29 protein-coding genes are annotated in these 25519 nt (G+C 70.8%); 9 read left to right on the top strand and 20 right to left on the bottom strand.

Annotated elements, in window-relative coordinates; genetic code table 11:
* Positions 1 to 33: 33 nt before the first annotated feature.
* The gene (locus ACIA8D_RS15910) at positions 34 to 1872 is read left to right on the top strand and encodes an endonuclease/exonuclease/phosphatase family protein (RefSeq protein ID WP_399232424.1); all 1839 of its coding nucleotides are present in this window, start codon (positions 34 to 36) and stop codon (positions 1870 to 1872) included.
* Positions 1873 to 1902: 30 nt separating this feature from the next.
* Here the strand turns inward: ACIA8D_RS15910 and ACIA8D_RS15905 are convergent, their stop codons facing one another.
* From ACIA8D_RS15905 to ACIA8D_RS15890, 4 genes are all read right to left on the bottom strand, one after another.
* On the bottom strand, positions 1903 to 2652 hold the full coding sequence (locus tag ACIA8D_RS15905) for an SRPBCC domain-containing protein (RefSeq protein ID WP_399232422.1): 750 nt from the start codon (positions 2650 to 2652) through the stop codon (positions 1903 to 1905).
* A gap of 114 nt (positions 2653 to 2766) precedes the next feature.
* Positions 2767 to 3432, bottom strand: coding sequence for a hypothetical protein (locus tag ACIA8D_RS15900; RefSeq protein WP_399232420.1), 666 nt, complete (start codon positions 3430 to 3432; stop codon positions 2767 to 2769).
* Positions 3429 to 3584: a hypothetical protein gene (locus ACIA8D_RS15895; RefSeq protein ID WP_399232418.1), complete on the bottom strand. Its 156-nt coding sequence runs from the start codon at positions 3582 to 3584 to the stop codon at positions 3429 to 3431. Before ACIA8D_RS15895 ends, ACIA8D_RS15900 begins: the two co-directional genes overlap by 4 nt.
* Entirely contained in the window at positions 3581 to 3880 is a 300-nt protein-coding gene (locus ACIA8D_RS15890) for a hypothetical protein (RefSeq protein WP_399232416.1), read from the bottom strand. The genes ACIA8D_RS15895 and ACIA8D_RS15890 overlap by 4 nt, the downstream gene beginning before the upstream one ends.
* A gap of 136 nt (positions 3881 to 4016) precedes the next feature.
* Here ACIA8D_RS15890 and dapA point away from each other — a divergent pair, with 136 nt between their 5' ends.
* Complete coding sequence (gene dapA, locus ACIA8D_RS15885) at positions 4017 to 4904, top strand: 4-hydroxy-tetrahydrodipicolinate synthase (RefSeq protein ID WP_399232415.1); 888 nt, start codon at positions 4017 to 4019, stop codon at positions 4902 to 4904.
* Here dapA and ACIA8D_RS15880 read toward each other — a convergent pair.
* Both ACIA8D_RS15880 and ACIA8D_RS15875 read right to left on the bottom strand, forming a co-directional pair.
* On the bottom strand, positions 4891 to 6114 hold the full coding sequence (locus ACIA8D_RS15880) for a WD40 repeat domain-containing protein (protein ID WP_399232413.1): 1224 nt from the start codon (positions 6112 to 6114) through the stop codon (positions 4891 to 4893). The two genes, dapA and ACIA8D_RS15880, sit on opposite strands and share 14 nt — an antisense overlap.
* Positions 6111 to 6680 (bottom strand): SigE family RNA polymerase sigma factor, encoded by a 570-nt coding sequence (locus tag ACIA8D_RS15875; RefSeq protein ID WP_399232411.1) that lies wholly within the window; start codon positions 6678 to 6680, stop codon positions 6111 to 6113. The genes ACIA8D_RS15880 and ACIA8D_RS15875 overlap by 4 nt, the downstream gene beginning before the upstream one ends.
* A gap of 119 nt (positions 6681 to 6799) precedes the next feature.
* Between ACIA8D_RS15875 and ACIA8D_RS15870 the strand changes: the two genes are divergently transcribed.
* Positions 6800 to 7483: an SMI1/KNR4 family protein gene (locus ACIA8D_RS15870; RefSeq protein WP_399232409.1), complete on the top strand. Its 684-nt coding sequence runs from the start codon at positions 6800 to 6802 to the stop codon at positions 7481 to 7483.
* Positions 7484 to 7526: 43 nt separating this feature from the next.
* The gene (locus ACIA8D_RS15865) at positions 7527 to 7850 is read left to right on the top strand and encodes an SCO4225 family membrane protein (RefSeq protein WP_399232407.1); all 324 of its coding nucleotides are present in this window, start codon (positions 7527 to 7529) and stop codon (positions 7848 to 7850) included.
* Positions 7851 to 7920: 70 nt separating this feature from the next.
* Here ACIA8D_RS15865 and dapD read toward each other — a convergent pair whose 3' ends face one another.
* From dapD to ACIA8D_RS15810, 11 genes are all read right to left on the bottom strand, one after another.
* Positions 7921 to 8913, bottom strand: coding sequence for a 2,3,4,5-tetrahydropyridine-2,6-dicarboxylate N-succinyltransferase (dapD, locus tag ACIA8D_RS15860; protein ID WP_399232406.1), 993 nt, complete (start codon positions 8911 to 8913; stop codon positions 7921 to 7923).
* Positions 8914 to 9012: 99 nt separating this feature from the next.
* The gene (locus ACIA8D_RS15855; RefSeq protein WP_399232404.1) at positions 9013 to 9552 is read right to left on the bottom strand and encodes a TetR/AcrR family transcriptional regulator; all 540 of its coding nucleotides are present in this window, start codon (positions 9550 to 9552) and stop codon (positions 9013 to 9015) included.
* Positions 9553 to 9565: 13 nt separating this feature from the next.
* Positions 9566 to 9886, bottom strand: a complete 321-nt coding sequence (locus tag ACIA8D_RS15850; protein WP_399232402.1) for a DMT family transporter — start codon at positions 9884 to 9886, stop codon at positions 9566 to 9568.
* A gap of 108 nt (positions 9887 to 9994) precedes the next feature.
* Entirely contained in the window at positions 9995 to 10333 is a 339-nt protein-coding gene (locus ACIA8D_RS15845) for a metal-sulfur cluster assembly factor (RefSeq protein WP_356388343.1), read from the bottom strand.
* Positions 10330 to 10788: a Fe-S cluster assembly sulfur transfer protein SufU gene (gene sufU, locus ACIA8D_RS15840; RefSeq protein ID WP_399232400.1), complete on the bottom strand. Its 459-nt coding sequence runs from the start codon at positions 10786 to 10788 to the stop codon at positions 10330 to 10332. Before sufU ends, ACIA8D_RS15845 begins: the two co-directional genes overlap by 4 nt.
* A 19-nt stretch (positions 10789 to 10807) precedes the next feature.
* Positions 10808 to 12064, bottom strand: coding sequence for a cysteine desulfurase (locus ACIA8D_RS15835; RefSeq protein ID WP_399232398.1), 1257 nt, complete (start codon positions 12062 to 12064; stop codon positions 10808 to 10810).
* Positions 12061 to 12825: a Fe-S cluster assembly ATPase SufC gene (gene sufC / locus ACIA8D_RS15830; RefSeq protein ID WP_385766119.1), complete on the bottom strand. Its 765-nt coding sequence runs from the start codon at positions 12823 to 12825 to the stop codon at positions 12061 to 12063. The genes ACIA8D_RS15835 and sufC overlap by 4 nt, the downstream gene beginning before the upstream one ends.
* Positions 12826 to 12832: 7 nt before the next feature.
* A complete protein-coding gene (locus tag ACIA8D_RS15825) occupies positions 12833 to 13156 on the bottom strand; it encodes a non-heme iron oxygenase ferredoxin subunit (RefSeq protein ID WP_399232396.1) in 324 nt (107 codons plus the stop codon).
* On the bottom strand, positions 13156 to 14340 hold the full coding sequence (gene sufD, locus ACIA8D_RS15820; RefSeq protein ID WP_399232394.1) for a Fe-S cluster assembly protein SufD: 1185 nt from the start codon (positions 14338 to 14340) through the stop codon (positions 13156 to 13158). The genes ACIA8D_RS15825 and sufD overlap by 1 nt, the downstream gene beginning before the upstream one ends.
* 73 nt (positions 14341 to 14413) lie before the next feature.
* The gene (gene sufB, locus ACIA8D_RS15815; protein WP_399232392.1) at positions 14414 to 15838 is read right to left on the bottom strand and encodes a Fe-S cluster assembly protein SufB; all 1425 of its coding nucleotides are present in this window, start codon (positions 15836 to 15838) and stop codon (positions 14414 to 14416) included.
* Complete coding sequence (locus ACIA8D_RS15810; RefSeq protein ID WP_399232390.1) at positions 15835 to 16557, bottom strand: helix-turn-helix transcriptional regulator; 723 nt, start codon at positions 16555 to 16557, stop codon at positions 15835 to 15837. Before ACIA8D_RS15810 ends, sufB begins: the two co-directional genes overlap by 4 nt.
* A gap of 207 nt (positions 16558 to 16764) precedes the next feature.
* On the opposite strand from ACIA8D_RS15810, the gene ACIA8D_RS15805 reads away from it, so the two are divergent.
* The 4 genes from ACIA8D_RS15805 to ACIA8D_RS15790 all read left to right on the top strand — a co-directional run bounded on the left by ACIA8D_RS15805 (position 16765) and on the right by ACIA8D_RS15790 (position 20384).
* Positions 16765 to 17562, top strand: coding sequence for an aminoglycoside N(3)-acetyltransferase (locus tag ACIA8D_RS15805; protein ID WP_399232388.1), 798 nt, complete (start codon positions 16765 to 16767; stop codon positions 17560 to 17562).
* An 11-nt stretch (positions 17563 to 17573) separates the two neighbouring features.
* Complete coding sequence (locus ACIA8D_RS15800; protein WP_399232387.1) at positions 17574 to 18497, top strand: ABC transporter ATP-binding protein; 924 nt, start codon at positions 17574 to 17576, stop codon at positions 18495 to 18497.
* Positions 18494 to 19282, top strand: a complete 789-nt coding sequence (locus ACIA8D_RS15795; RefSeq protein ID WP_399232386.1) for an ABC transporter permease — start codon at positions 18494 to 18496, stop codon at positions 19280 to 19282. Before ACIA8D_RS15800 ends, ACIA8D_RS15795 begins: the two co-directional genes overlap by 4 nt.
* A gap of 97 nt (positions 19283 to 19379) precedes the next feature.
* The gene (locus tag ACIA8D_RS15790) at positions 19380 to 20384 is read left to right on the top strand and encodes a heme A synthase (protein WP_399232384.1); all 1005 of its coding nucleotides are present in this window, start codon (positions 19380 to 19382) and stop codon (positions 20382 to 20384) included.
* A gap of 37 nt (positions 20385 to 20421) precedes the next feature.
* Here ACIA8D_RS15790 and ACIA8D_RS15785 read toward each other — a convergent pair whose 3' ends face one another.
* The 3 genes from ACIA8D_RS15785 to ACIA8D_RS15775 form a co-directional block, all read right to left on the bottom strand.
* The gene (locus ACIA8D_RS15785; RefSeq protein ID WP_399232382.1) at positions 20422 to 21516 is read right to left on the bottom strand and encodes an amidohydrolase; all 1095 of its coding nucleotides are present in this window, start codon (positions 21514 to 21516) and stop codon (positions 20422 to 20424) included.
* 112 nt (positions 21517 to 21628) lie between these two features.
* Complete coding sequence (locus ACIA8D_RS15780; protein WP_385766146.1) at positions 21629 to 21964, bottom strand: hypothetical protein; 336 nt, start codon at positions 21962 to 21964, stop codon at positions 21629 to 21631.
* Positions 21965 to 22057: 93 nt separating this feature from the next.
* Positions 22058 to 23008, bottom strand: coding sequence for a heme o synthase (locus tag ACIA8D_RS15775; protein WP_399232379.1), 951 nt, complete (start codon positions 23006 to 23008; stop codon positions 22058 to 22060).
* A 392-nt stretch (positions 23009 to 23400) separates the two neighbouring features.
* Between ACIA8D_RS15775 and tkt the strand changes: the two genes are divergently transcribed.
* Positions 23401 to 25488 (top strand): transketolase, encoded by a 2088-nt coding sequence (tkt, locus tag ACIA8D_RS15770; RefSeq protein WP_399232377.1) that lies wholly within the window; start codon positions 23401 to 23403, stop codon positions 25486 to 25488.
* Positions 25489 to 25519: the final 31 nt, after the last annotated feature.

Raw genomic sequence — 25519 nt, 5'->3', positions numbered from 1 at the left:
GCGCCGCACGCCTCTTCCGACAAGGAGTCGAACATGAAGCCGAGCAAGTACGTGCTGTCCCGGTCGCGCCTCGCCGCCCTGACCGTCGCCTGCGCGGCGGTGTCCGGCACCCTCGCCACGCTCCCCGCCCACCCGGCCGCGGCCGCCGATGTCGCCATCCACGACGTCCAGGGCGCCACCCGGATATCCCCGCTCGCCGGTCAGCAGGTCACCGGCGTGACGGGGGTGGTGACGGGCGTCAGAACGTACGGCTCGTCCCGCGGCTTCTGGTTCCAGGACACGAAGCCGGACGCCGACCCGGCGACCAGTGAGGGCGTCTTCGTCTTCACGAGTTCCACTCCCACCGTGCGGGCCGGTGACGCCGTCACCGTCTCCGGAACGGTCTCCGAGTACGTGCCCGGCGGCGCCTCGTCCGGCAACCAGTCGCTCACCGAGCTGACGAAGCCGACCGTGACCGTGAACTCCTCGGGCAACCCCGTGCCGGTCACCGCGATCAGCGACAAGTCGGTCCCCGCCACGTACGCGCCGCAGGGCGACCCGGCGGCGAACGGCTCGGTCAACAAGCTGCCGCTGCGCCCGCGCGCGTACGCCCTCGACTACTACGAGTCCCTGGAGGGCCAGAACGTACGCGTCGGCTCCTCTCGGGTCGTCACCGCGTCCGACGCGTACGGCGAGCTGTGGGTCACGGTCAAGCCGCACGAGAACCGCACCAAGCGCGGCGGCACCCGGTACGCCTCGTACGAGGACCAGAACGGCGGCCGCCTCCAGATCCAGTCGCTCGGCGCGCTCGCGGACTTCCCCGCGGCCGATGTCGGCGACACCCTGGCCGGCACCACCGAGGGCCCGCTCGACTTCAACCAGTACGGCGGATACACGCTGGTGGCACGGGAGTTGGGGAGCCTGAAGCAGTCCGGCATCGAGCGCGAGACGACCCGCGCGCAGAAGTCGGGCGAGCTGGCCGTGGCGACGTACAACGTCGAGAACCTCGACCCGTCCGACGCCACCTTCGACGCGCACGCCGCCGCGATCGTCGACCGGCTGCGGTCGCCCGACATCGTGTCCCTGGAGGAGATCCAGGACAACAACGGCGCGAAGAACGACGGAACGGTCGCCGCCGACGCGACGATGGGCAAGCTGATCGACGCGATCGTCGCCGCGGGCGGGCCGCGCTACGACTGGCGTTCGATCGACCCGGAGAACAACAAGGACGGCGGCGAGCCGGGCGGCAACATCCGCCAGGTCTTCCTGTTCAACCCGGACCGGGTGTCCTTCACCGACCGCCCCGGCGGCGACGCCACCACCGCGGTCGGCGTGACCCGTGAGAAGGGCCGGGCGGCGCTCACCGCCTCCCCCGGCCGCGTGGCGCCCGCCGACCCGGCCTGGGCGAACAGCCGCAAGCCGCTGGCCGGCGAGTTCACGTTCCGCGGCAAGCCGGTCTTCGTGATCGCCAACCACTTCGCGTCCAAGGGCGGCGACCAGGGCCTGACCTCCCAGTACCAGCCGCCCGCGCGCTCCTCGGAGACGCAGCGGCACGCGCAGGCGACGCTGGTGAACGCCTTCACCAAGGACATCCTGAAGGCGCAGCCGGACGCGGACGTGATCACGCTCGGCGACATCAACGACTTCGAGTTCTCCGGCACGGCGCAGCGTCTGGAGGCCGGCGGGGCGCTCTGGTCGGCGATCAAGTCCCTGCCGAAGCAGGAGCGTTACTCGTACGACTACCAGGGCAACAGCCAGGTCCTGGACCAGATCCTGATCAGCCCGTCGATCCGGGCGAAGGACGCGTTCGCGTACGACAGCGTGCACATCAACAGCGAGTTCCACGACCAGATCAGCGATCACGACCCGCAGGTGCTGCGCTTCCACCCCTGAGGACGCGGGCGGCGGGCGGCGGGCGGCGGGCTAGTCGAAGATCCGTGCCAGCCAGTCGCCCCACTCGATCTCGTTCTGCACGGCGTCGGCGTCCGGCGCGAAGTCATGGACGCTGACGCCCACGGGCGCACCCCAGTGCCCGCGTCCGAAGAAGCGGTAGAGGGCGTCCTCGGTGCGCAGGCCGAGGAACTGGGCGTCGCGGTAGTCGAGCACGGCGTCCAGGGTCTGTCCGACCGGGCCCTGGACCCGGACCCGGGCGCCCTCCGTCGCGTCGGCGGGCAGGTCGAGCGCGCGGCCGACGGCGGTGAGCGCCTCGCGGTTCGCGGAGGCCGGGGGCCCGTCGAGGGTGGCGAAGGCGACCGGGCGGCCCGCGAAGTGGGTCACGTACTGGCGCAGTGTGTGCAGGTAGAAGTCGGTGTGCTTGTCGCAGGCGTCGTACTGCTCGTCCCAGTGGTCGCTGAAGATGCCGCTGTGGACGTAGCGGACCCGGGCGCGGCTGCCGCCGTCGCGCGGCTCGATGGTCCAGTCGAGCTGGTTCAGCGGCTGGCCGGGCGGCAGGGCGGCCGGGTCGTCGGAGCGGACGGTGAGCCGGCGCGGCGGGTTCCAGACGGTCAGCACGGAGTGGAAGGGGCCCTTGCCGCCCTCCTTGGGTTCGTACTCCATGGGCCACAGCCAGCCGGCCGCCCCCAGCGTCACGGCGTCCCACATCCGCTGGGGCCCGGCATCGACCTCGAATTCGCGCGCGACCTCGAACGGCTTTCCGCCGCCGGGTTCGCTCATGACCGCCGCCTTCGTCGCATGGTTCCACGGTCCCCCGGAAGCCGCTCCTCGTCCAGGCGAGCGGCCTCGGCCCGCGCCGCCCGGACGGCTGCGCCCCTCCGCTGCTTCTCTCCGCTACTTCTCCCCGCCCATCGCCCGCCCCAGGCGCGCCAGCTGCCCCTGGAACCAGTCGAGCCGGGCCTGGAGCAGCGCCGCCTCCGCGGCCAGCTCGGGCATTCCGGGGGCAGGCCCCCGCGGCCCCGCTCCCGGTGCGGCGCGCACCCGCAGCCCGTCGCCCGCGAGCCGGGCGAACGCCTCCAGCGTCCACCGCGGCCTCCCGCCCACGCACCCGGCGCACGCCGCCTCAAGCACCAGCCGCCCGGCCCGCCCCCACCCTGCGTCGGCGAGCACGGTGGCCTCGGCGCCGCACGGGCACGGCCCGACGGTGACGGCGCGCACCCGCTGCCGCCCGTAGCGGAACCCGCGCTCGAACCGGATGTAGGGCCCGAGGACGGAGACCTCGAGCAGCACCGCCCTGCGGTGCCCGGCCTCGACCAACAGCCCTTCCGCACACCGGCGTTCGTGCACGCAGTGGAATCCGCAGTCGCAGCGCCGGTGCGGCGCGCGGTGCCGCCGCCCGTACACGCAGCGCGCTTCGTCGAGGACCTTGTAGGGCGCGGCGGCGCCGAGCGAGACCCCCAGGAATCCGGCGCTCCCACCGTCCGCGGCGAGCACGGGGTGAGCGATCTTGTATCCGGTGGGCGGCTCCGTCGGACGCTCCTGGGGGAGCCGCAGCCTCATGGCGCGGTCGGTACCTCGGCGGGCTCCGGCGCGGCGTCGTGCGTGACGGCCTCGACCGTCAACTCCCGCTCCTGATCGTCCACTTCGGGCCGGCCGGTGTCCCGCGGCGCTTCTTCGGCGATTCCGGTGGCGAGTGCCTTGCCGAGCCTCATGGTGCCTCCCCTGAACGGCCTTCGGCGATCCGGTTGCGGGTCACCGGCCTCTCATGGTGGCGCACCCGACCCGATTTGGCACCAGTGCGTTCGGCGTCCTGCATGAGCAGGGCGTGCTCGTCGGCCACCAGGGCCTCGGCCACGGCCACCGCCCGCTCCCCCGCGAGCCGCAGCCCGGCCTGCGACCAGGGCGCGGGTGCCGGGTGCCGGCGTCGCCACCAGACGGCGCACGCCGCGTAGATCCCACTCGCACACATCACTGCGGGCGCGGCAAGCGCCATCACCACGTCTCGCACCACACGCACCTCGCGAACGGACCAGCATCTTCACTGCGGTTCATCGGGTTTCCGCCGCGACTCTTCAGCGGTGCTTCGCACCACCTCGTAGCAGAATTAAGTGGAGCTACGCCGCACCCGGACCGACACTCCCGTCATGACCGACGCAACCCCACGCCCCTCCCCCTTCAACCGCGCCCTGTGCGCCATGGTCACGCCCTTCACACGGACGGGGGCGCTCGACCTGGCCGCCGCCCGGAAGCTGGCCGACCACCTCGTCACCGAGGGCTGCGAGGGCCTCGTCCTGTCCGGGACGACCGGGGAGTCGCCGACCACGACGGACGCGGAGAAGGCGGACCTCGTACGGGCGGTGCGCGAGGCGGTCGACGGCCGAGCGAAGGTCGTCGCCGGCATCGGCACGAGCGACACCCGGCACACCGCCGACCTCGCCCGCCAGGCCCAACAGGCGGGCGCCGACGGCCTGTTGGCCGTCACCCCGTACTACAGCCGCCCGCCACAGGACGCGATCGAGGCCCATTTCCGCACCGTCGCCGACGCCACGGACCTCCCCCTGATGCTGTACGACATCCCGGGCCGCACCGGCACCCGCATCGAGCCCGAGACGATGATCCGGCTCGCGGGCCATCCCCGGGTCGTCGCCGTGAAGGACTGCGCGTACGACCTCCTCGGCACCCAACGCGTCATGTCCGAAACGGACTTGGCGTACTACACGGGCTGCGACGAATACGTCCTGGCGCTGTACGCACTGGGCGGCGCGGGCTACGTGTCGACGGTCTCGAACGTGGCGCCCGCCGCCTTCCGCGCCGTCATCGACGCCTACGACGCGGGCGACACGGCGGAGGCGGCCCGCCGCCAGCGACTCACCGTCCCGCTCACCCAGTTGATGATGAACGCCGGACTGCCGGGCTCGGTCACCGCGAAGGCTCTCCTCGACAGCCCGGTCCGCGCGCCGCTGCGACCCGCCGACCAAGAGGCGGCCGACGGGCTGCGGGCGGCGCTCGATGAGCTGCTCAGCGCGTCGTGAACTGGGGCGACCAGCGCCCCGGATAGTCCGCCGACGCCTTGCGGAAGTCGCTGAGCTGGACGACCTTGTCGCTGCCGACCGTCACCAGCAGCAGCTGGTTGCGGAACTCGCCCTTCCCACCGCACTTCTTGGGGTCGCACCCCCAGGCGACGAGCCGCTTGTCGTCGGCCCAGGCGAGCAGTTGCTGCGCGGGCAGCTTGTCGACGAGTTCACCGGTCCGCGCGTCGTTCACGGCGACGGCGATCGTGTTCTTCCCGCCCGCGAAGTCCCCCGCGGCGAGCTTCCCGTCGGGCGAGAGCCCCGCCTCGGCGTACATGTTCCAGTGCCGCAGCTTCGCGGGCGTCGGCACCTTCCGGCCGTCGAGGGCGTAGGTCTGGGGGGCGCTGTCCGTCATCGACGTCGTCACCACGAGGTCCCCGCCGGGCGCGAACCGGAAGTCCTCCCGCGCGTTGTGCTCGAACTCCCCGCCCTTCAGCGGCACCTCCGCCCAGGTCCCCTTCCCGCTCGCCACGTCGACGACGGAGAACCCGGTCCTGGACGGGTGTCCCTGACTCGGCTCCTCCGGACCGCTGCCGTCGCTGGAGGGCCGGTCCTTGTAGAGGTGGTCCGGGTCGGTCTTGTACGTCGTCACGACGAGCTTGCGGCCGTCCGCGGAGTAGTCGACACCGGCGGCCCCCTGGGGCACCGGGATCCAGCGCGTCACCTTGTTGGTGGCCAGGTCGAGGATACCGACCCGCTTGGCAGGCAGCTTCTTCTCCAGGACGGCGGCGGTGCGCAGGCCGGGCGCGACGCTCAGCCAGGACCATGCCGTGGTCTTCCGGTAGGTCCTGGTCGTCGGGTCGAGCACCCCGTACGTACGGACCAGCTTCCCGTCCCCGTCGGCGTACTTGACCGGCTTGTACGTGGCGAACGAGGCGAGCGCCGTGCGTCCCGCCGCGATGACGTCCTTGGGCGGCGACTGGTCCGGGTGCGCGAGGACGTCGGCGGAGCCGGTCACCTCCGCGGGCGGGGCGTCCTCGCCGTCGTCGATCCGCGGCACCAGTACGGCGGCGGCGACCACCGCCGTCGCGGCCACGAACGCGCCCACGGCCGTGCCGGTCCTGCGCCTGCGCCGCACCGCCAGGACCCGGTCGGCGAGGTCGACGGGCGCGGGCCCGACGGCGTCGGCCTGCTCGCGCAGCGCCTCCTTGAGCATGGCGTCGACGTTCACGGGCGCACCTCCGCCGGCGCGTAGTCGTGGGAGGACGGCGGCCGGTCGTCGCCGTCCTGTGCCAGTTCGGGAGCGAGCCCGCGCAGCTTGGCGAGCGCGCGGTGGGTGGTGGAGCGCACGGTGCCCACGGAGACGCCGAGTGCCCGGGCGACGTCCGCCTCCGGCAGGTCCTCGAAGTACCGCAGCACCAGCACGGTGCGCTGCCGCGCGGTGAGCCGGGCGAGCGCGGCCCGCAGCACGACCCGCAGTTCGGCCTCGGCCGTCCCGTCCCCCGCCGCGGCACCGTCCGGCACCCTCCCGTAACTGACCTCGCGCTTCGGCCACTTCAGCCGCCAGCGGCTGATCTGCTGCCGGTAGAGGGCCTGGCGCACATACGCCTCCGGGTCCTCGATCCGGTCCCACCGCCCGGCCACCTTGATCAGCACGCTCTGCAGCAGATCCTCGCCCGCGTGCCGGTCCCCGCCGCTGAGCAGCACGGCCGTCCTCAACAGCACGGACGAGCGGTCGGCCACGAACTCCCTGAACCGCTCCGCCCCCGCACCGTGCTCCTTCCGGACCGCATTCATCGCCACCTTCTCTTCCCCCCGGGCTTCCCCCGGCTGTCCCCGCTGTCACCCGTGATGACGAGCGCGGGCGCCGGCCGCTATGCCTGCCCGGCGAGAATTCTTCCGTGTAGCTTCCCCGGGTGGACAACGGCAGAGAACCGATCGACGAAGCGACCATGCGCCGGCTGATGGCAGTGCAGCAGGAAACGGCGGAGCAGCGGCAGGTGCGGGCCGCGTGGGAACGGATCGAGTCCTGGCTCGGCGAGCACGCCCCCGGCTCGCTCGCGGCGCTGCGGCCGAGCCCGCGGGCCGGCGAGGTCCAGGAGCTCGCCCGGCGCATCGGCGTCCGGCTCTCGCCGAGCCTGATCGCGCTGTGGTCGCTGCGCCCCGGTGCGTACGAGGAGCTGCCCTGGGCGGCGTTCATGCTCGACGAGATGGCGCTGCTGCCCCTGGACCGGGTCGCCGAGGTGTACGAGTTCCACATGAGCGTGGCCCAAAGCTCCGGCATCGACGAGGACAAGGAGGGCGCCGTGCCGCACTGGCGGGCGGCCTGGGTCCCCCTCTGCACCCACGGCCACCACGAGGTCCACCCACTGCTGTACGTGGACCTGGAGACAGGCCGTGTCTGCTTCTGGTCGAGGTACGGCGACCGCGATCCCCGCTACGAGTCGGTGACGGACTACCTGGAGGAGATGGCCGACCACCTGGAGTCTCCGCACCTGATGGGCGGCCCGGATCCGGGCACGCGGGACATGCGCGTACTCGTCTGGGACAGCATCGAACCAGGTACGCGTACTCATGACGGGACCCCGGACCCGGCGTGACCATGGGGGAAGAACGGCACCATCACCCACGGGGAGACGACCGATGAATGCCCGCACCCTTCTGCGCCTGACCGTGACCAACCCCGCGTCGGCGATCTATCTCGGCCTGGTCGGTGCGTCCGTCGTGTTCACCGGCGTCGTCGTGCTGACGTCCCCCGACCCGGGCTTCGTCGGGGTCTGGCCGTTCTTCTTCACGGCCCCGACGTCCCTCGTCGCGGTGGGGATCATCAGCGCGGCCGCAGGCACGGACGCCCCCATGTGGCTGCTCGCCGTCGGCATCGCCGTGAGCGCCCTGCTCCAGTCGCTGGCCCTCGGCGCGACCCTGGAGGCCCTGCGCGGCCGCCGCCGCCTCGGCACCACCCACTGACCCGCCCCCCACACACGAGCGCCCTCCCGTGAACCACGGGAGGGCGCTCACCTGTACCGGTCGCCGCAGGCTAGTTGTGGCTGTGCAGCACCTCGTTGAGGCCGCCCCAGACCGCGTTGTTCGGGCGGGCCTCGACCGTGCCGGTCACCGAGTTGCGGCGGAAGAGGATGTTCGAGGCGCCCGAGAGGTCGCGGGCCTTGACGACCTCGCCGTCGGGCATCGTGACGCGGGTGCCCGCCGTCACGTACAGACCGGCCTCGACCACGCACTCGTCGCCGAGCGCGATGCCGACGCCCGCCTCGGCGCCGACGAGGCAGCGCTCGCCGATGACGATGCGGACGTTGCCGCCGCCGGAGAGCGTGCCCATGGTGGAGGCGCCGCCGCCGATGTCCGAGCCGTCGCCGACGACGACGCCCGCGGAGATGCGGCCCTCGACCATCGACGTGCCGAGCGTGCCGGCGTTGAAGTTCACGAAGCCCTCGTGCATGACCGTGGTGCCCTCGGCGAGGTGCGCGCCCAGGCGGACCCGGTCCGCGTCGGCGATGCGCACGCCCTTGGGGGCGACGTAGTCCGTCATGCGCGGGAACTTGTCGACCGAGGTCACGGCCAGGTGCAGGCCCTCGGCGCGGGCGTTCAGGCGGGCCGTCTCCAGGTTGTCGACGGCGACCGGGCCGAGCGAGGTCCAGGCGACGTTGGCGAGGAGGCCGAACACGCCGTCCAGGTTCTGGCCGTGCGGCTTCACCAGGCGGTGCGAGAGCAGGTGCAGGCGCAGGTAGGCGTCGTGCGCGTCGAGCGGCTTGTCGTCGAGGGACGCGATGACCGTGCGGACGGCCACGGTCTCCACGCCGCGGCGGGCGTCGGGGCCGATGGCCTTCGCCGCGCCCTCGCCGAGCAGCTCGACGGCCTTCTCGGCGGAGAGCTTCTCGGTCCCGGCCGGGCCGGGCTCAGCGACGAGCTCGGGCTTCGGGAACCAGGTGTCGAGCACGGTGCCGTCGGTCGTGATGGTGGCGAGACCGGCGGCGACGGCGCCGGTGGTGCGGGAAGCAGTGGTGGTGTCGGTCATGGCCCAAACCTAATCGGCGCGGGCCCGCGGAGGCGAACCGGTCCGCGCCCCCGTCTCACGTGCCGGGCGCCCACCCGCCCGTACCCGGACAAGCCGCGCTCAGGGGATCAGCCGCGCCAGCATCTCGCGCGTGTACCCGGCGTCGTACTCGCCGCCCGTGAGCAGCACTTGGAGCGAGATCCCGTCCATGAGCGCGACCAGGGCGCGCGCGGTGACCGGGTCGGTGCGCCGGGCGACGACCTCGGCGAGCTCCTCGCACCACTCGGCGGCGACGGGCCGCAGCGCCGGCCTGCGCAGCGCGGCCAGGTACAGCTCGTACTCCAGCTCCACGCCGTCCCGGTCCCCGGCCAGCCACTCGCCGAGCACGGCGGCCAGCTCGGCGGGCAGATCGCTGTCCGGGGCCTCGATGGCGTGGTGCCCCGCGACGACCTTCGCGAAGCCCTCGTTGGCCTGCCGCAGCGCGGCCACCATCAGCTCGTCGAGCGTCTTGAAGTGGTACGTGGTCGAGCCGAGCGGCACGTCGGCCTCGCGGGCGACGGAGCGGTGGCTGAGCCCGCCGATGCCCTTCGAGCCGACGACCCGGATCGCGGCGTCGATGATCCGCTGGCGGCGCTCGGGATCGTAGCGGCGGGTCCCCATCAGCAGTCCTCCATCAGTGCGCCCCGCCCAGATTGAGCAGCACGACGCCCCCGATGACGAGGACGATCCCGCCGACCTTGGCGAGCGTGAGCCCCTCCCCCAGGAACAGCATGCCGATCGCGGCGATGATCGCCGTGCCGGTGCCCGCCCAGATCGCGTAGGCGGTGCCGATCTGCACGGTCTTCAGCGTCTGCGCGAGCAGCGCGAACGCGACGATGTAGCCGGCGACGGTGAGCAGCGAGGGCCAGAGCCTGCTGAAACCCTCGCTGTACTTCATGGCGGTGGTGGCCCCCACCTCGGCGGCTATGGCGCCGGCCAGCAGCACGTATCCCATGTGTACGAGTGTACATAACGGAAGCAAAAGGAAAGCCCCTCCGGTGATTGAGGAGCGGGGTCCGGGGCAGAGCCCCGGCCTTTCAATCGCCGGAGGGGCTTGATCAGCTCACACGTTGAAGCCGAGCGCCCTCAGCTGCTCGCGGCCGTCGTCCGTGATCTTGTCCGGGCCCCACGGCGGCATCCAGACCCAGTTGATCCGCAGCTCGTTGACGATGCCGTCGGTCGCGGACTTCGCCTGGTCCTCGATGACGTCGGTGAGCGGGCAGGCCGCCGACGTCAGCGTCATGTCGATCGTCGCGATGTTCGCGTCGTCGATGTGGATGCCGTAGATCAGGCCCAGGTTGACGACGTCGATGCCCAGCTCGGGGTCGACGACGTCGTAGAGCGCCTCGCGGACCTCGTCCTCGGAGGCCGGCTTCATCTCCACTGCCGTGCTGTCACTCATGCCGTCTTCGCCTCCTCCGCGAAGGCCTGGGCCGTCGCTTCCTTCCACGCCATCCAGCTCAGGAGGGCGCACTTGACTCGGGCCGGGTACTTGGAGACCCCGGCGAACGCGACCGCGTCCTCCAGGACCTCCTCCATCTCGTCGTCCGGCTCGATCTGTCCCTTGGACTGCATCAGCTCCAGGAAGGTCTCCTGGATCCGCCGCGCGTCGGACAGCTCCTTGCCGACCAGCAGATCGTTGAGGACGGACGCCGAGGCCTGGCTGATGGAACAGCCCTGCCCCTCGTACGACACGTCCTCGATCTTCTCGCCGTCGTACTTCACGCGCAGCGTGATCTCGTCACCGCACGTCGGGTTGACGTGGTGCACCTCGGCGTCGCCATCCCGCAAGCCCCGCCCGTGCGGGTGCTTGTAGTGGTCCAGGATGACTTCCTGGTACATCGAATCCAGCTTCATGCGATTCCTCGCCAACCCCTCAACCGAAGAAGTTCCGTACGTGCTCCAGGCCGTCGACCAGCGCGTCGATCTCGCCGGGCGTGGAGTACAGATAGAACGACGCTCGCGTGGTCGCAGGAATTCCGTACCGCAGGCAGACCGGCCGCGCGCAGTGGTGGCCGACCCGGACCGCGATGCCCTGCTCGTCGAGGACCTGGCCCACGTCGTGCGGGTGGATGTCGCCGAGCGTGAAGGAGATCGCGGCGCCGCGCTCCTCGGCCGTGGTCGGGCCGATGATCTTCAGGTCGGGGACCTCCTGGAGCCGCTTCACCGCGTACGCGGTGAGCGCCTCCTCGTGCTGGAGGACCTTGTCCATGCCGATCGAGTTGAGGTAGTCGATCGCCGCGCCGAGGCCGACGGCCTCCGCGATCGGCGGCGTACCGGCCTCGAACTTGTGCGGCGCGGGGGCGTACGTCGAGGAGTGCATCGACACCGTCTCGATCATCTCGCCGCCGCCGAGGAACGGGGGCAGATCCTCCAGGAGTTCCTGCCGTCCCCACAGCACGCCGATGCCCGTCGGGCCGCACATCTTGTGGCCGGTGAAGGCCACGAAGTCGGCCTGCAGCGCCTGCACGTCCAGCGGCATGTGCGGCGCGGCCTGCGAGGCGTCGATCAGGACCAGGGCACCGACCTCCTGGGCGCGGCGCACGATGGCCTCGACCGGGTTGTGGGTGCCCAGGATGTTCGACACGAGCACGAAGGAGACGATCTTCGTCTTCTCGGTGATGACCTCGTTGATGTTGCTCAGGTCGAGACGGCCGTCGTCCGTCAGACCGAACCACTTCAGCTTCGCGCCGGTGCGCTGCGAGAGCAGCTGCCACGGAACGATGTTGGAGTGGTGCTCCATCTCCGTGATCACGATCTCGGTCTCGTGGTCGACCTTGTACGGCTCGTCGGCCCAACCGAGCATGTTGGCAACGAGGTTGAGCGACTCCGAGGCGTTCTTCGTGAAGATGACCTCGTCGCGGCTCGGCGCGTTGATGAACGCGGCGACCTTGTCGCGCGCGCCCTCGTACAGCGCCGTGGCCTCCTCGGCCAGCACGTGCACGCCGCGGTGGACGTTGGCGTTGTGCCGCTCGTAGTACCCCGTCATGGCGTCGAGGACCTGGCGCGGCGTCTGCGAGGTCGCCGCGTTGTCCAGGTACACGAGGTTCTTGCCGTCGTGAAGCACCCGGTCGAGGATCGGGAAGTCCTTGCGGATCGCCTCGGTGTCGAGGAGGCCCGGCAGCTGTGTCACGCGGATGCGCCACCCTTCACGTACTTGTCGTAGCCCTCGGCCTCGAGCTGGTCGGCCAGCTCGGCGCCGCCGGACTCGACGATGCGGCCGCCCGCGAACACGTGCACGTGGTCGGGCTTGATGTAGCGCAGGATGCGCGTGTAGTGGGTCACCAGGAGGGTGCCGACCTCGCCGTTCTCACGGACGCGGTTGATGCCCTCGGAGACGATGCGCAGGGCGTCGACGTCGAGGCCGGAGTCGGTCTCGTCGAGCACGGCGATCTTCGGCTTGAGGAGCTCCAGCTGGAGGATCTCGTGGCGCTTCTTCTCACCGCCGGAGAAGCCCTCGTTCACGTTGCGCTCGGCGAAGGACGGGTCCATGGAGAGCTTCTCCATGGCCTCCTTGACCTCCTTGACCCAGGTGCGCAGCTTGGGGGCCTCGCCGCGCACGGCCGTGGCCGAGGTGCGCAGGAAGTTGGAGACGGAGACACCGGGGACCTCGACCGGGTACTGCATGGCCAGGAAGAGGCCGGCGCGGGCACGCTCGTCGACGGACATCTCGAGGACGTCCTCGCCGTCGAGGGTGACGGTGCCGGAGGTGATCGTGTACTTGGGGTGACCCGCGAGCGAGTACGCCAGGGTCGACTTGCCGGAGCCGTTCGGACCCATGATCGCGTGGGTCTCGCCCTGCTTCACAGTCAGGTCGACGCCCTTGAGGATCTCCTTCGTGGCGTTGTCCGCCTCGACGGTGACGTGCAGGTCCTTGATTTCAAGCGTTGCCATGGGGACTTCAGTTCTCCTGGGTGAGGGAGACGAGAACGTCGTCCCCTTCGATCTTCACGGGGTATACGGGCACAGGACGGGTGGCCGGGAGGCCGGACGGCTTGCCGGTGCGCAGGTCGAACGCGGACCCGTGCAGCCAGCACTCGATCTGGCAGTCCTCCACCTCGCCCTCGGAGAGCGAGACATTCGCGTGCGAGCAGATGTCGTTGATCGCGAACACCTCGCCCTCGGTGCTCACGATGGACACGGGCGTGCCGTCGATCTCCACCCGCTTCGGGGTGTCGGTCTCCAGCTCGGCGAGTCCACAGGCACGGACGAATGCGGGGGGCATCAGACCGAAGCCTCCAGCTCGGTCTCGATCTTCTCGAGCAGGCGCTCCTCGATGTCCGGGACGCCGATCTGCTGGACCAGCTCGGCGAAGAAGCCGCGCACGACGAGGCGGCGGGCCTCCTCGGCGGGGATGCCGCGGGACATCAGGTAGAAGAGCTGCTCGTCGTCGAAGCGGCCGGTGGCGGAGGCGTGACCGGCGCCGACGATCTCGCCGGTCTCGATCTCCAGGTTCGGCACCGAGTCGACACGGGCGCCGTCGGTCAGAACCAGGTTGCGGTTCATCTCGTACGTGTCCGTGCCCTCGGCCGCGGCCTCGATGAGGACGTCACCGATCCACACGGCGTGCGCGTCGTCGCCCTGGAGCGCGCCCTTGTAGACGACGTTCGACTTGCAGTGCGGGGTGTTGTGGTCGACCAGGAGGCGGTGCTCCTGGTGCTGGCCCGCGTCGGTGAAGTACAGGCCGAACAGCTCGGCCTCGCCGCCGGTGCCCGCGTAGTTGACGCGCGGGTTGAGGCGGACGACGTCGCCGCCGAAGGTGACGACGACCGACTTGAAGGAGGCGTCGCGGCCGACGAGCGCGTTGTGCTGCGCCACGTGCACGGCCTTGTCGTCCCAGTCCTGCACGGAGACGACGGTCAGCTTCGCGCCGTCGCCCAGCAGGTAGTCGACGTTGGCGGCGAGCACCGCGTCACCGGTGTGGTCGATGACCACGACGGCCTCGGCGAAGGCGCCCAGCTCGATGACCTGGTGGCCGTAGGCGGTACCGCCCTCGCCGTGCACGCGGATGCGAATCGGCTCGGAGAGGACCGTCTCCTTGGGCACGGAGACGACGGACGCCTTCTCGAACGCCGAGTACGCCTGCGCGGCGACGCGGTCGACGGGCTTGCCGGCCTTGCCGACGCGCGCGTCGTCGCGGCCGACCAGCTCGACGTTGACGCCCTCCGGGGCCTCGATGTCGACCTTCACGCCGTCACCGGTCGCGGTGGCGGTGCCGTCGTGCAGACCGCGCAGCCGCTCCAGCGGCGTGAACCGCCACTCCTCCTCGCGGCCGTGCGGGACCGGGAAGTCCTGCACGTCGTAGGAGGGCGGCGCGCTCATGCGCGTGGCAACGGTCGACTCGGCGGCGACCGCGACGGCGCCCGCGGTCGTCGAGCCTGCCGGGATGGTGGTGGGAGCCTCAGCCATGGCTGTCGTGGTGCTCGCTTTCGTTTACGTAAGTGGCTTGATGGGAGCGGCGGTTGGCGACCCTGGAGGGGTCTTAACCGACCGCGCCCTCCATCTGGAGCTCGATCAGCCGGTTGAGCTCGAGCGCGTACTCCATGGGCAGCTCCTTGGCGATCGGCTCGACGAAGCCGCGCACGATCATCGCCATGGCCTCGTCCTCGGAGAGGCCGCGGCTCATGAGGTAGAAGAGCTGGTCCTCGGAGACCTTGGAGACGGTCGCCTCGTGGCCCATCGACACGTCGTCCTCGCGGACGTCCACGTAGGGGTACGTGTCGGAGCGCGAGATCTGGTCGACGAGCAGGGCGTCACAGAGCACGTTCGACTTGGCGCCCGGGGCGCCCTCGCCGATCTCGATGAGGCCGCGGTAGGAGGTGCGGCCGCCGCCGCGCGCGACGGACTTCGAGACGATGTTGGACGACGTGTTCGGCGCCATGTGGACCATCTTCGCGCCGGCGTCCTGGTGCTGGCCCTCGCCCGCGAAGGCGATGGACAGCGTCTCGCCCTTGGCGTGCTCGCCCATCAGGTAGATGGCCGGGTACTTCATGGTCACCTTGGAGCCGATGTTGCCGTCGACCCACTCCATGGTCGCGCCCTCGTAGGCGACGGCACGCTTGGTGACCAGGTTGTAGACGTTGTTCGACCAGTTCTGGATGGTCGTGTAGCGGCAGCGCGCGCCCTTCTTGACGATGATCTCGACGACGGCGCTGTGCAGGGAGTCCGACTTGTAGATCGGGGCGGTGCAGCCCTCGACGTAGTGGACGTAGGCGTCCTCGTCGACGATGATCAGCGTCCGCTCGAACTGGCCCATGTTCTCCGTGTTGATACGGAAGTAGGCCTGGAGCGGGATCTCGACGTGCACGCCCTTCGGCACGTAGATGAAGGAGCCACCCGACCACACGGCGGTGTTCAGCGCGGCGAACTTGTTGTCGCCGGCCGGGATGACGGTCCCGAAGTACTCCTTGAAGAGCTCCGGGTGCTCCTTCAGGGCCGTGTCGGTGTCCATGAAGATGACACCCTGCTCCTCCAGGTCCTCACGGATCTGGTGGTAGACGACCTCGGACTCGTACTGGGCCGCGACACCGGCGACGAGGCGCTGCTTCTCCGCTTCCGGGATGCCGAGCTTGTCGTACGTGGCCTTGATGTCCTCGGGCAGGTCCTCCCAGGACTCCGCCTGCTTCTCCGTGGAGCGCACGAAGTACTTGATGTTGTCGAAGTCGATGCCCGACAGGTCCGAGCCCCAGTTCGGCATGGGCTTCTTGCCGAACAGCTTCAGGCCCTTGAGGCGGAGCTTGGTCATCCACTCCGGCTCGGACTTCTTCGAGGAGATGTCCTTGACGACGTCCTCGTTGATGCCGCGCTTGGCAGAGGCACCGGCCTCGTCGGAGTCCGCCCAGCCGTATTCGTACTTGCCCAGGCCCTCGAGCTCAGGGTGGGCAGTCTCCTCGATGGGGAGAGTCATGCGGGGTTCCTCCCGGCCGTGCTTGCAGATGCGTTGGTGGTCGTGTTGGGGGTGTTCTTGGGGATGAACGTCGTGCAGACCCCGTCGCCGTGGGCGATGGTGGCCAGTCTCTGTACGTGGGTGCCGAGCAGTTGCGAGAACATTTCCGTCTCGGCCTCGCACAGTTGCGGGAACTGCTCGGCCACGTGGGCGACTGGGCAGTGGTGCTGGCAGAGCTGCTCACCGACCGGTGCGCTACGCGCCGTAGCAGCGTACCCGTCCGCGCTCAAGGCCCTCGCCAGGGCCTGGGCGCGCTCCTCGGGGGCCGCCGCCTCGATCGCCGCCTTGTAGGGACCGGCCTGCGCGGCGATCCGCGCACGGGCGAACGAGACGAGCGCCTCGTCGCCGCCGGCCTGCTCCTTGATCCAGCGGAGCGCTTCCGCGGCGAGCTTGTCGTAGGACTGGTCGAAGGCGTCCCGGCCGCAGTCGGTCAGCGCGAACACCTTGGCGGGGCGGCCGCGGGTGCGGGCGCCGTAGACGCGCTGATCCCTGGGCTCCACGACATTGTCGGCACCGAGTGCGTCGAGGTGGCGGCGGACGGCGGCCTGGGTGAGGCCGAGGCGTCCGGCCAGCTCGGCGACGGTGGACGGGCCGTGGTCCAGGATGGAGCGCGCGACCCGGTTGCGGGTGGACCGCTCCCCGGTCGTGAGCTCCTCTGGGGCCTCGCCGACGTTTTTCACAACGCCATTGTTGCGTAATTCCTCAGACCCTGACAAGCGCGGCGGCGATCACCCTTCGGTGCCGTGCATCACTTAGGCGAACCTAAGTAGTCACGTGCCGTGACCTGCGGAAACGATCTTTGATCGATCAGAATTCCGGTGTCCCGCCCCTCGGGCCGGGAGCTAATTCCGTGGCGCCCGACGCCCCTGACCAGGACACTCGCCCCCATGCCCACACCCGCTCCGGCCGGCCCACTGGTCACCCGCGCGTCCCTCGCCTCGGACCTGCGTTCGCTCGGCGTCCGACCCGGCGAGACCCTCCTCGCGCACACCTCCCTCAGCAGCCTCGGATGGGTGAACGGCGGGGCGGTCGCGGTCGTCCGGGCCCTCCTCGACGCGCTCGGCGCCGACGGCACGCTCGTCGTCCCGACACAGTCCGCCGATCTCTCCGATCCGGCCGAGTGGAGCCGCCCGCCGGTCCCCCGGGAGTGGTGGGAGACCGTCCGCGCGACCATGCCCGCGTACGACCCGGCGACGACGCCCACGCGCGGGGTCGGCATCGTCCCGGAGACCCTGCGGACCTGGCCGGGCGCCCTGCGCAGCGCCCACCCGCAGACCTCCTTCGCCGCGCTCGGCCCGCGCGCCGCCGAGGTGACCGAGGGGCACGCGCCCGACTGCCGGCTCGGCGAGCGCAGCCCGCTGGCCCGCCTGGAGGCCATGGGCGCGCGGGTGCTGCTGCTCGGCGCCGGGTACGAGGCGTGCACGAGCTTCCACCTGGCCGAGTACCGCGTCCCGGCCGAGTACGAGGACGCCGGGCGGCCGGGGCCGCACGGCTGGGAGCACGTGCGCGAGGTGGTGATCGACGCCGACCGGTTCGACGAGCTGGGCGCCGGCTTCGAGGCCACCGGCACGGTCGCCCGGGGCCGCGTCGGCGCCGCCGAGTGCCGGCTCTTCGGGGTCGCGGAGGCCGTGGCGTACGCCGAGAAGTGGCTCCCCGCGCGTCGGAGCGCCGCGCCGCCTCCCTAGACTTGCCCACCATGCGAAGCGAGCCAGTCGTCCACATCACCGGTCTGGTGAAGCGGTACGGAACCAAGACCGCGGTCGACGGCCTCGACCTCACGACGGCCCCCGGCATCACGGCCGTCCTCGGCCCCAACGGCGCGGGCAAGACCACCACCATCGAGACCTGCGAGGGCTACCGCAGGCCGGACTCCGGCACCGTCCGCGTCCTCGGCCTCGACCCGGTCAAGCAGGCCGCCGCGCTGCGCCCCCGGATCGGCGTGATGCTCCAGTCCGGCGGCGTCTACTCGGGCGCCCGCGCCGACGAAATGCTCCGCCACATCGCCAAGCTGCACGCCCACCCGCTCGACGTGGACGCCCTCATCGAGCGTCTCGGCCTCGGCAGCTGCGGCCGCACCACCTACCGGCGCCTGTCCGGCGGCCAGCAGCAGCGGCTCGCGCTCGCCATGGCCGTGGTGGGCCGCCCCGAACTGGTCTTCCTCGACGAGCCGACCGCGGGCCTCGACCCGCAGGCCCGGCACGCCACCTGGGACCTGGTGCGGGACCTGCGGGCCGACGGCGTCTCCGTCGTCCTCACCACGCACTACATGGACGAGGCGGAGCAGCTCGCCGACGACGTCGCCATCGTCGACGCCGGCCAGGTCATCACCCAGGGCTCCCCCGAGCAACTGTGCAAGGGCGGCGCCGAGAACACACTGCGCTTCTCCGGCCGCCCCGGCCTCGACGTGGCCTCGCTCCTGAAGGCCCTGCCCGCCGACGCCGCGGCCGCCGAGCTGACCCCCGGCTCCTACCGCGTCAGCGGCAAGGTCGACCCCCAGCTCCTCGCGACGGTCACCTCCTGGTGCGCCCAGCACGGCGTGATGCCGGACAAGATCTCCGTCGAGCGGCACACCCTCGAAGACGTATTCCTGGAACTGACCGGTAAGGAGCTGCGCGGATGAGCGCGACCGACACCCACCGCGGCACCGGTACGTACGCCCCGAAGCCCGGAGCCGCGCCACTCGGCCGCATGATCGCGACGCAGGCCGCGCTCGAGACGAAGATGCTGCTGCGCAACGGCGAGCAGCTGCTCCTCACGGTTGTCATCCCGACGCTGCTGCTGGTCCTGTTCTCGGCGGTCGACATCGTCGACACGGGCTCCGGCGAGGCCGTCGACTTCCTGACCCCGGGCATCCTCGCGCTCGCCGTGATGTCCACGGCGTTCACCGGACAGGCCATCGCCACCGGCTTCGAACGCCGCTACGGCGTGCTGAAGCGGCTCGGCGCGTCCCCGCTCCCCCGTTGGGCGCTGATGACGGCGAAGACGCTGTCCGTCCTGGTCACCGAGGTGCTCCAGGTCGTCCTCCTCACGGTCATCGCGTTCGCGCTGGGCTGGTCCCCGCACGGCAACCCGTTCGCCGTGCTGCTCCTCCTGGTGCTCGGCACGGCGGCGTTCTCCGGTCTCGGCCTCCTCATGGCGGGCACGCTGAAGGCGGAGGCGACGCTCGCCGCGGCGAACCTGGTGTTCCTGCTCCTCCTGGTCGGCGGCGGCGTCATCGTGCCGCTCGACAAGTTCCCCGACGCCGCGCAGTCGGTGCTCGGCCTGCTGCCCATCTCGGCCCTCTCCGACGGCCTGCGGGACGTGCTCCAGCACGGCGCGGCGATGCCATGGGACGACCTGGGGATCCTCGCCGTCTGGGCGGTCGTGGGACTCGGCGCGGCGGGCCGCTTCTTCCGCTGGGAGTGACGGACGAGCTGGGCCGGGGGACGTAACCCCCGTCACAGTTGGCCCAGTTACGTCCCCCTCGTGAAGGCGTGCACAAGCGGCCGCCTACGATGGGCCCGTGCCAAAGCTGACCCCCACCGACGCCGCGCGGGCGCTGCGCAATCCGCTCGCCTTCATCGCCGAGTACTGGACCCCCACCCAGCGGACCGTCCAGCGCGCGGCCATGTCCGCCGTCGTCATGACGGTGCTCATCGTCTGCACCGGCGGTGCCGTGCGTCTGACCGGCTCGGGCCTCGGCTGCCCGACCTGGCCCAAGTGCACCGACCAGTCCCTGACCGCGACGAGCGAGATGGGCTTCCACGGCGCCATCGAGTTCGGCAACCGCATGCTCACGTACGTGCTGTGCGCCGCGGTCGGCTGGGCGATCATCGCCGCCCGCTCGCAGAAGCCGTGGCGGCGCACGGTGACCCGGCTCGGCTGGGCCCAGTTCTGGATCGTGATGGGCAACGCGGTGCTCGGCGGCATCGTCGTCCTGGTCGGCCTCAACCCGTACACGGTGGCGGCCCACTTCGTCCTGACGACCGCCCTGCTGACGGTCGCGGTCCTGATGTGGCAGCGCACCCGTGAGGGCGACGCGGAGCCGCGTCCGCTGGTCGGCGGCGCCATCAAGCAGCTGGTGTGGTTCCTGGTGGTGGCGTCCGCGCTGCTGATCATGGTCGGCACCGTGGTGACCGGTGCGGGCCCGCACGCGGGCGACTCCAGCGACGTGCACCGGATGCCGCTCGACTGGGAGACGGTCGCCAAGGGGCACGCCGTCCTGGCGTGGATCGTCGTGACGCTGACGTTCGCCCTGTGGTTCGTCCTGAAGGCGGTCGACGCCCCGAAGGGCCCGCTGCACCGTACCCGCGACCTGTTCCTGATCCTGCTGGCGCAGGGCGTCATCGGCTACGTCCAGTACTTCACGGACCTGCCGGAGATCCTGGTCGGCCTGCACATGCTGGGCTCGGCGCTGGTGTGGATCGGCGTGCTGCGCGTGGTGCTCTCGCTGCGCGAGCGCCCGGTGGCGCAGCCGGACCTCCCGTCCCAGTCGGGCCAGTCGGGCCAGGAGCTCTCGGCGGTCTGAGGCTTCCCGTACGGGGGCCCGAGGCGTCCGTACGGGCTCAGGCGGACTCCAGCCCGTACACCCGCCGCGCCGTCCCCGACGCGATCATCTGGGCCACCCGCTGCGCGTCGCTCAGCGACCACGCCCCGTCGGCGACCCACTCCCCGAGCACCCGCCCGAGCGCCTGCCGGAACAGCCGCGCGCCCACCACGTGCAGCTCCGGCAACCCCTGCGCGCCGGTCGAGAACAGCAGCTTCCCGAACGGCGCCAGCTCCAGGAACTCCGCCAGCAGCGCCGCGGCCCGCGCCCCCGTGCGGGCGAGCGCGGGGCCCAGGTCCGCGTAGACGTGCGGGAAGACGCCCGCCAGATGTGCCGCGTGCCGGTGGTACGGATAGCCGTGCAGTAGCACCACGTCGGTGCCGAGTCCCGCCGTGGCGCGCGCGAACTCGGCGAGCACCGCCGGGTCCGTGGGGTCGAGCAAGCCCCAGCGCAGTTGCAGCGGGCGTCCCGAGGCGACCGCGATCCACAGCAGGTGGCGAAGGAGCACCGGGTCCGTGAGGGCGCCGCCGACCTGCCGCCCGGACAGCCAGCGCGCCGCCGCGCCGCGCACCTCGCCGGGGCCGGGCGGCTGCGGGTCGAGCGCGAGCCCGTGGCGCACGCCGGCGACGGAGGTGAAGGCGACCGCGCCGGAGGCCGCGGCGTGCACCGATTCGGCGAGGTTGGCGAGGAAGGACTCGACGGTCCCCGACGTGTCGGCGACCTGCTCCGCGAGGAGTTCGAGGCGGATGATCTCGTGGGCCTCACTGCGGGCTGCCGAGGCCAGCTCCGCGGGCCCGGTCAGATCGTCCCGCTGCCCCGTGTCCACGAGATACGTGGTGATGCCGCTGCCGCGCAGCAGCCTGCGCCCCGCCTCGACGACGCCCAGTTCGCGGCGCCTCGCCAGATAGCGGGCGGGCGGACAGTGGGGCTCGAGACCGAGCAGCGGCGGGCACCAGCGGCGCACCGCGAACCCGGTCTGGGTGTCGAAGAAGGTGGTGCCGGGGGCGGGCGGCCCCTCACCCCGGCCGAGGTGGGCCTCGAAGGTGCCGAGGCCCAGCTCCGTACGCAGCACCCCGTGGCAGTACTGATCCACGAGGGACGGCGTTTCGATCATCGGGCTCCCCGTCTGTGGACCGTGCTCCTACAGTCCTAACGGGTGAACAAGCGTCTGGTGTTGCTCGAATTCGGCCGCCGGGTCCGGCTGCCGAAGGTTTCGGCCGCCGGGTTCAGCCGCCGAGCTGAATGCCCGCCATCCGCTTCCATTCGTACGGGCCCGTCTCGACCTTGGCCGCGAAGTCGCCGTCGAAGTCCTCGTGGACGGTGATGCCGGCCTTCTCGACGGCCTTCTGCGCGATCTCGTACGTGCGGGCCACCACGTCGCCCCAGCCGCCGTCCTCGCCGACGAGCACGATCCGCGTGCCGTGCTCGCCGATGTACGCGAGCTGCCCCTCGGCGCCGCCGTGCGCCTTGGCGAACACGCCGATCTCCTTGGCCAGCTTGGCCGCGCGACGCTCGTCCTTGGCCGCCCCGCGGGGCGCCTCAACCGCTTGAGTCTCTGCCATGGACAGGATGCTACCGACGAGTAGCCCGACAAGCGACAAGTGGGGTACGTGGCCTGGGCCACGTACCCCACAAGGAAAGAGCAGAGCGAGCGATCAGCGCAAGAAGGGGTCCACCGCGATCGCCACGAACACCAGCGACACATAGGTGATGGACCAGTGGAACAGCCGCATCTCCTTGAGCTTCGCGCCCGTGACCTCGGCCTTGGCGCGGTTCTGCAGACCGTGCGCCTCCCACAGCCAGAAGCCGCCGGCGAGCAGCGCGACCGCCGTGTAGAACCAGCCCGTGTAGCCGAGCGGCTGGAGCAGCAGCGAGACCGCCACCATCACCCAGCTGTAGGCGACGATCTGCTTGGCCACAACCTTGTTGGAGGCGAGGACCGGAAGCATCGGCACGCCTGCGCGCGCGTAGTCCTCCTTGACCTTCATGGACAGCGGCCAGTAGTGCGGCGGCGTCCAGAAGAACATGACCCCGAAGAGGATGATCGGCGCCCACGACATGGAGTTCGTGACCGAGGACCAACCGATGAGGACGGGCAGGCAGCCCGCGATGCCGCCCCACACGATGTTCTGCGCCGTGCGGCGCTTCAGGATCATCGTGTAGACGACCACGTAGAAGAGCAGCGCGCCCAGCGACAGCCAGGCCGACAGCCAGTTCACCGCGAAGCCGAACAGCAGCGTCGAGATCACCGCGAGGGAGATGCCGAAGACCAGGCACTCGGTGGGGCTGACCATGCCGGTGACCAGCGGACGCTGCGACGTGCGCTCCATGAGCGCGTCGATGTCGCGGTCGTACCACATGTTCAGGGCGTTGGCCCCGCCCGCGGACAGGTACCCGCCGAGGCAGGTGATGAGCACGAGCCAGAGGTCGGGCACACCTTGTTCGGCAAGGAACATCACCGGAACGGTGGTGATGAGGAGCAGCTCGATGATTCGCGGCTTGGTCAGCGCCACGAACGCCTTGATCCTGGCCCCGAACGGCCGCTGGCCCCGACTATTGCTCGTCAGCGCTCCCGCTGGACGGGATTCGACGGCCGTCACGCACACCCCTGACAGAGACTCCAGCGAGCCCCCGTTGCGGACCACTTGATGTGAAGTCCCGGTAAAGGCTCGCGCGTACCACGCCACTCTAGACGTTGCCCATACCCAGCCCTTCGTGGGGGTGGGTCGTGTTGGCCCGCATGCCGTAACGGCCCTGTGGACCCCTCCCCCGGGGCCTGTCCGGATGAGCAATTCCGGCCACGGATGAGCCCCCATCTGAGCGGCTGCGTATTCACGTGTCGAATGCGCGCCGATCCGCGTCAGGAGGCGGATCGGACCGAGTCCCGGCAGTCTGGAATGAGTCGAAAAAAAGCACGTTCCAGCGAAGGTAGGCTCGACAGCGGCCGGTGACAGACGTCACCGGCGATGAGACATGTGGAGAGGAGCCCTGACCCAGGGTGAGCACCAAGCCGACCACCACAGACTTCGAGTGGACCGAGATGGACCAGCGGGCCGTTGACACCGTCCGCGTCCTGGCCGCCGACGCCGTACAGAAGGTCGGCAACGGCCATCCCGGTACGGCGATGAGCCTGGCCCCGGCCGCGTACACCCTCTTCCAGAAGGTGATGCGGCACGACCCGGCGGACGCCGACTGGGTCGGGCGGGACCGTTTCGTCCTGTCCGCGGGGCACTCGTCCCTGACCCTCTACATCCAGCTCTACCTGGCCGGCTTCGGCCTGGAGCTGGACGACCTCAAGGCGTTCCGCACCTGGGGCTCCAAGACGCCCGGCCACCCGGAGTACGGGCACACCACCGGCGTCGAGACGACCACCGGCCCGCTGGGCCAGGGCGTCGCCAACGCGGTGGGCATGGCCATGGCCGCCCGCTACGAGCGCGGCCTGTTCGACCCCCAGGCCCCGGCCGGGGAGTCCCCGTTCGACCACTACGTCTTCGCCGTCGCCGGCGACGGCTGCCTCCAGGAGGGCATCTCCGCCGAGGCGTCGTCCATGGCCGGTCACCAGCAGCTGGGCAACCTGGTCCTGCTGTGGGACGACAACCACATCTCGATCGAGGGCGACACCGAGACCGCGGTCTCCGAGGACACCTGCAAGCGCTACGAGGCCTACGGCTGGCACGTCCAGCGCGTGGAGCCGAAGGCGGACGGCGACCTGGACCCCGAGGCGGTCTTCCACGCCATCGAGGCCGCCAAGGCCGTCACCGACAAGCCGTCCTTCATCGCGCTGCGCTCGATCATCGCCTGGCCCGCCCCGAACGCGCAGAACACCGAGGCCGCGCACGGCTCGGCGCTCGGCGACGACGAGGTGGCCGCCACCAAGCGCGTCCTCGGCTTCGACCCGGAGAAGTCCTTCGACGTCTCCGACGAGGTCATCAACCACACGCGCGGCGCCCTCGAGCGCGGCGCGCAGGCCAAGGCCGAGTGGGAGAAGTCCTTCCAGGAGTGGCGCACCGCGAACGCGGAGCGCGCCGCCGAGTTCGACCGCATCAACGCGGGCGAGCTGCCCAAGGGCTGGGAGGACAAGCTCCCCGTCTTCGAGACCGGCAAGGGCGTCGCCACCCGCGCCGCCTCCGGCAAGGTCCTCCAGGCGCTCGGCGGTGTGATCCCCGAACTGTGGGGCGGCTCCGCCGACCTCGCGGGCTCGAACAACACGACGATCGACAAGACATCGTCGTTCCTCCCGGCCGGGAACCCGCTGCCGGAGGCCGACCCCTACGGCCGCACGATCCACTTCGGCATCCGCGAGCACTCCATGGCCGCGGAGATGAACGGCATCGCGCTGCACGGCCACACCCGCATCTACGGCGGCACCTTCCTGGTGTTCTCCGACTACATGCGCAACGCCGTGCGGCTGTCCGCGCTGATGTCGCTGCCCGTCACCTACGTGTGGACGCACGACTCCGTCGGCCTCGGCGAGGACGGCCCGACGCATCAGCCGGTCGAGCACCTCGCCTCGCTGCGCGCCATCCCCGGCCTCAACGTCGTGCGCCCGGCCGACGCCAACGAGACGGCGATCGCCTGGCGCGAGATCCTCAAGCGCGGCAAGAAGGAGTACGGCGTCTCGCACCCGCACGGCCTGTCGCTGACCCGCCAGGGCGTGCCGACGTACGAGGCCAACGAGGACACGGTCAAGGGCGGCTACGTCCTGGCCGAGGCCTCCAAGGCGACGCCGGACCTGATCCTGATCGCCACCGGTTCCGAGGTGCACCTGGCCGTCGAGGCCCGTGAGCAGCTGGAGTCCGAGGGCATCGCCACCCGCGTCGTCTCGATGCCGTGCGTCGAGTGGTTCGAGGAGCAGGACCAGGGGTACCGGGACAGCGTCCTGCCGCCCGCCGTAAAGGCGCGCGTCGCCGTCGAGGCCGGTATCGGTCTGACCTGGCACCGCTTCGTCGGGGACGCCGGTCGCATCGTTTCGCTGGAGCACTTCGGTGCGTCGGCGGACGGCAAGGTCCTCTTCAAGGAGTTCGGCTTCACCGCCGAGAACGTGGCGGCCAAGGCGAAGGAATCCCTCGCCGCGGCCCAGCGCTGACGCCAGTACACGACCTGTAGGAGATGCAATT

It is taken from the genome of Streptomyces sp. NPDC051684 (assembly GCF_044453445.1).
Lineage (GTDB): Bacteria > Actinomycetota > Actinomycetes > Streptomycetales > Streptomycetaceae > Streptomyces.
The sequence above is the reverse complement of the archived record's forward strand: the minus strand, read 5'-3'. Positions and strand labels throughout refer to the sequence as shown.

Bases quoted from the DNA above. Each gene is read 5' to 3' on its own strand.
- ACIA8D_RS15895 (WP_399232418.1), bottom strand. From the start codon at position 3,584: ATGAGGCTCGGCAAGGCACTCGCCACCGGAATCGCCGAAGAAGCGCCG.
- ACIA8D_RS15785 (WP_399232382.1), bottom strand. From the start codon at position 21,516: ATGATCGAAACGCCGTCCCTCGTGGATCAGTACTGCCACGGGGTGCTG.
- ACIA8D_RS15800 (WP_399232387.1), top strand. From the start codon at position 17,574: ATGCGAAGCGAGCCAGTCGTCCACATCACCGGTCTGGTGAAGCGGTAC.
- ACIA8D_RS15875 (WP_399232411.1), bottom strand. From the start codon at position 6,680: ATGAATGCGGTCCGGAAGGAGCACGGTGCGGGGGCGGAGCGGTTCAGG.
- sufD (WP_399232394.1), bottom strand. From the start codon at position 14,340: ATGGCTGAGGCTCCCACCACCATCCCGGCAGGCTCGACGACCGCGGGC.
- ACIA8D_RS15780 (WP_385766146.1), bottom strand. From the start codon at position 21,964: ATGGCAGAGACTCAAGCGGTTGAGGCGCCCCGCGGGGCGGCCAAGGAC.
- dapA (WP_399232415.1), top strand. From the start codon at position 4,017: ATGACCGACGCAACCCCACGCCCCTCCCCCTTCAACCGCGCCCTGTGC.
- ACIA8D_RS15910 (WP_399232424.1), top strand. From the start codon at position 34: ATGAAGCCGAGCAAGTACGTGCTGTCCCGGTCGCGCCTCGCCGCCCTG.
- ACIA8D_RS15855 (WP_399232404.1), bottom strand. From the start codon at position 9,552: ATGGGGACCCGCCGCTACGATCCCGAGCGCCGCCAGCGGATCATCGAC.
- ACIA8D_RS15900 (WP_399232420.1), bottom strand. From the start codon at position 3,432: ATGAGGCTGCGGCTCCCCCAGGAGCGTCCGACGGAGCCGCCCACCGGA.
- ACIA8D_RS15905 (WP_399232422.1), bottom strand. From the start codon at position 2,652: ATGAGCGAACCCGGCGGCGGAAAGCCGTTCGAGGTCGCGCGCGAATTC.
- sufB (WP_399232392.1), bottom strand. From the start codon at position 15,838: ATGACTCTCCCCATCGAGGAGACTGCCCACCCTGAGCTCGAGGGCCTG.
- ACIA8D_RS15845 (WP_356388343.1), bottom strand. From the start codon at position 10,333: ATGAGTGACAGCACGGCAGTGGAGATGAAGCCGGCCTCCGAGGACGAG.
- sufC (WP_385766119.1), bottom strand. From the start codon at position 12,825: ATGGCAACGCTTGAAATCAAGGACCTGCACGTCACCGTCGAGGCGGAC.
- ACIA8D_RS15795 (WP_399232386.1), top strand. From the start codon at position 18,494: ATGAGCGCGACCGACACCCACCGCGGCACCGGTACGTACGCCCCGAAG.
- dapD (WP_399232406.1), bottom strand. From the start codon at position 8,913: ATGACCGACACCACCACTGCTTCCCGCACCACCGGCGCCGTCGCCGCC.
- ACIA8D_RS15865 (WP_399232407.1), top strand. From the start codon at position 7,527: ATGAATGCCCGCACCCTTCTGCGCCTGACCGTGACCAACCCCGCGTCG.
- ACIA8D_RS15850 (WP_399232402.1), bottom strand. From the start codon at position 9,886: ATGGGATACGTGCTGCTGGCCGGCGCCATAGCCGCCGAGGTGGGGGCC.
- ACIA8D_RS15805 (WP_399232388.1), top strand. From the start codon at position 16,765: ATGCCCACACCCGCTCCGGCCGGCCCACTGGTCACCCGCGCGTCCCTC.
- sufU (WP_399232400.1), bottom strand. From the start codon at position 10,788: ATGAAGCTGGATTCGATGTACCAGGAAGTCATCCTGGACCACTACAAG.
- ACIA8D_RS15825 (WP_399232396.1), bottom strand. From the start codon at position 13,156: ATGCCCCCCGCATTCGTCCGTGCCTGTGGACTCGCCGAGCTGGAGACC.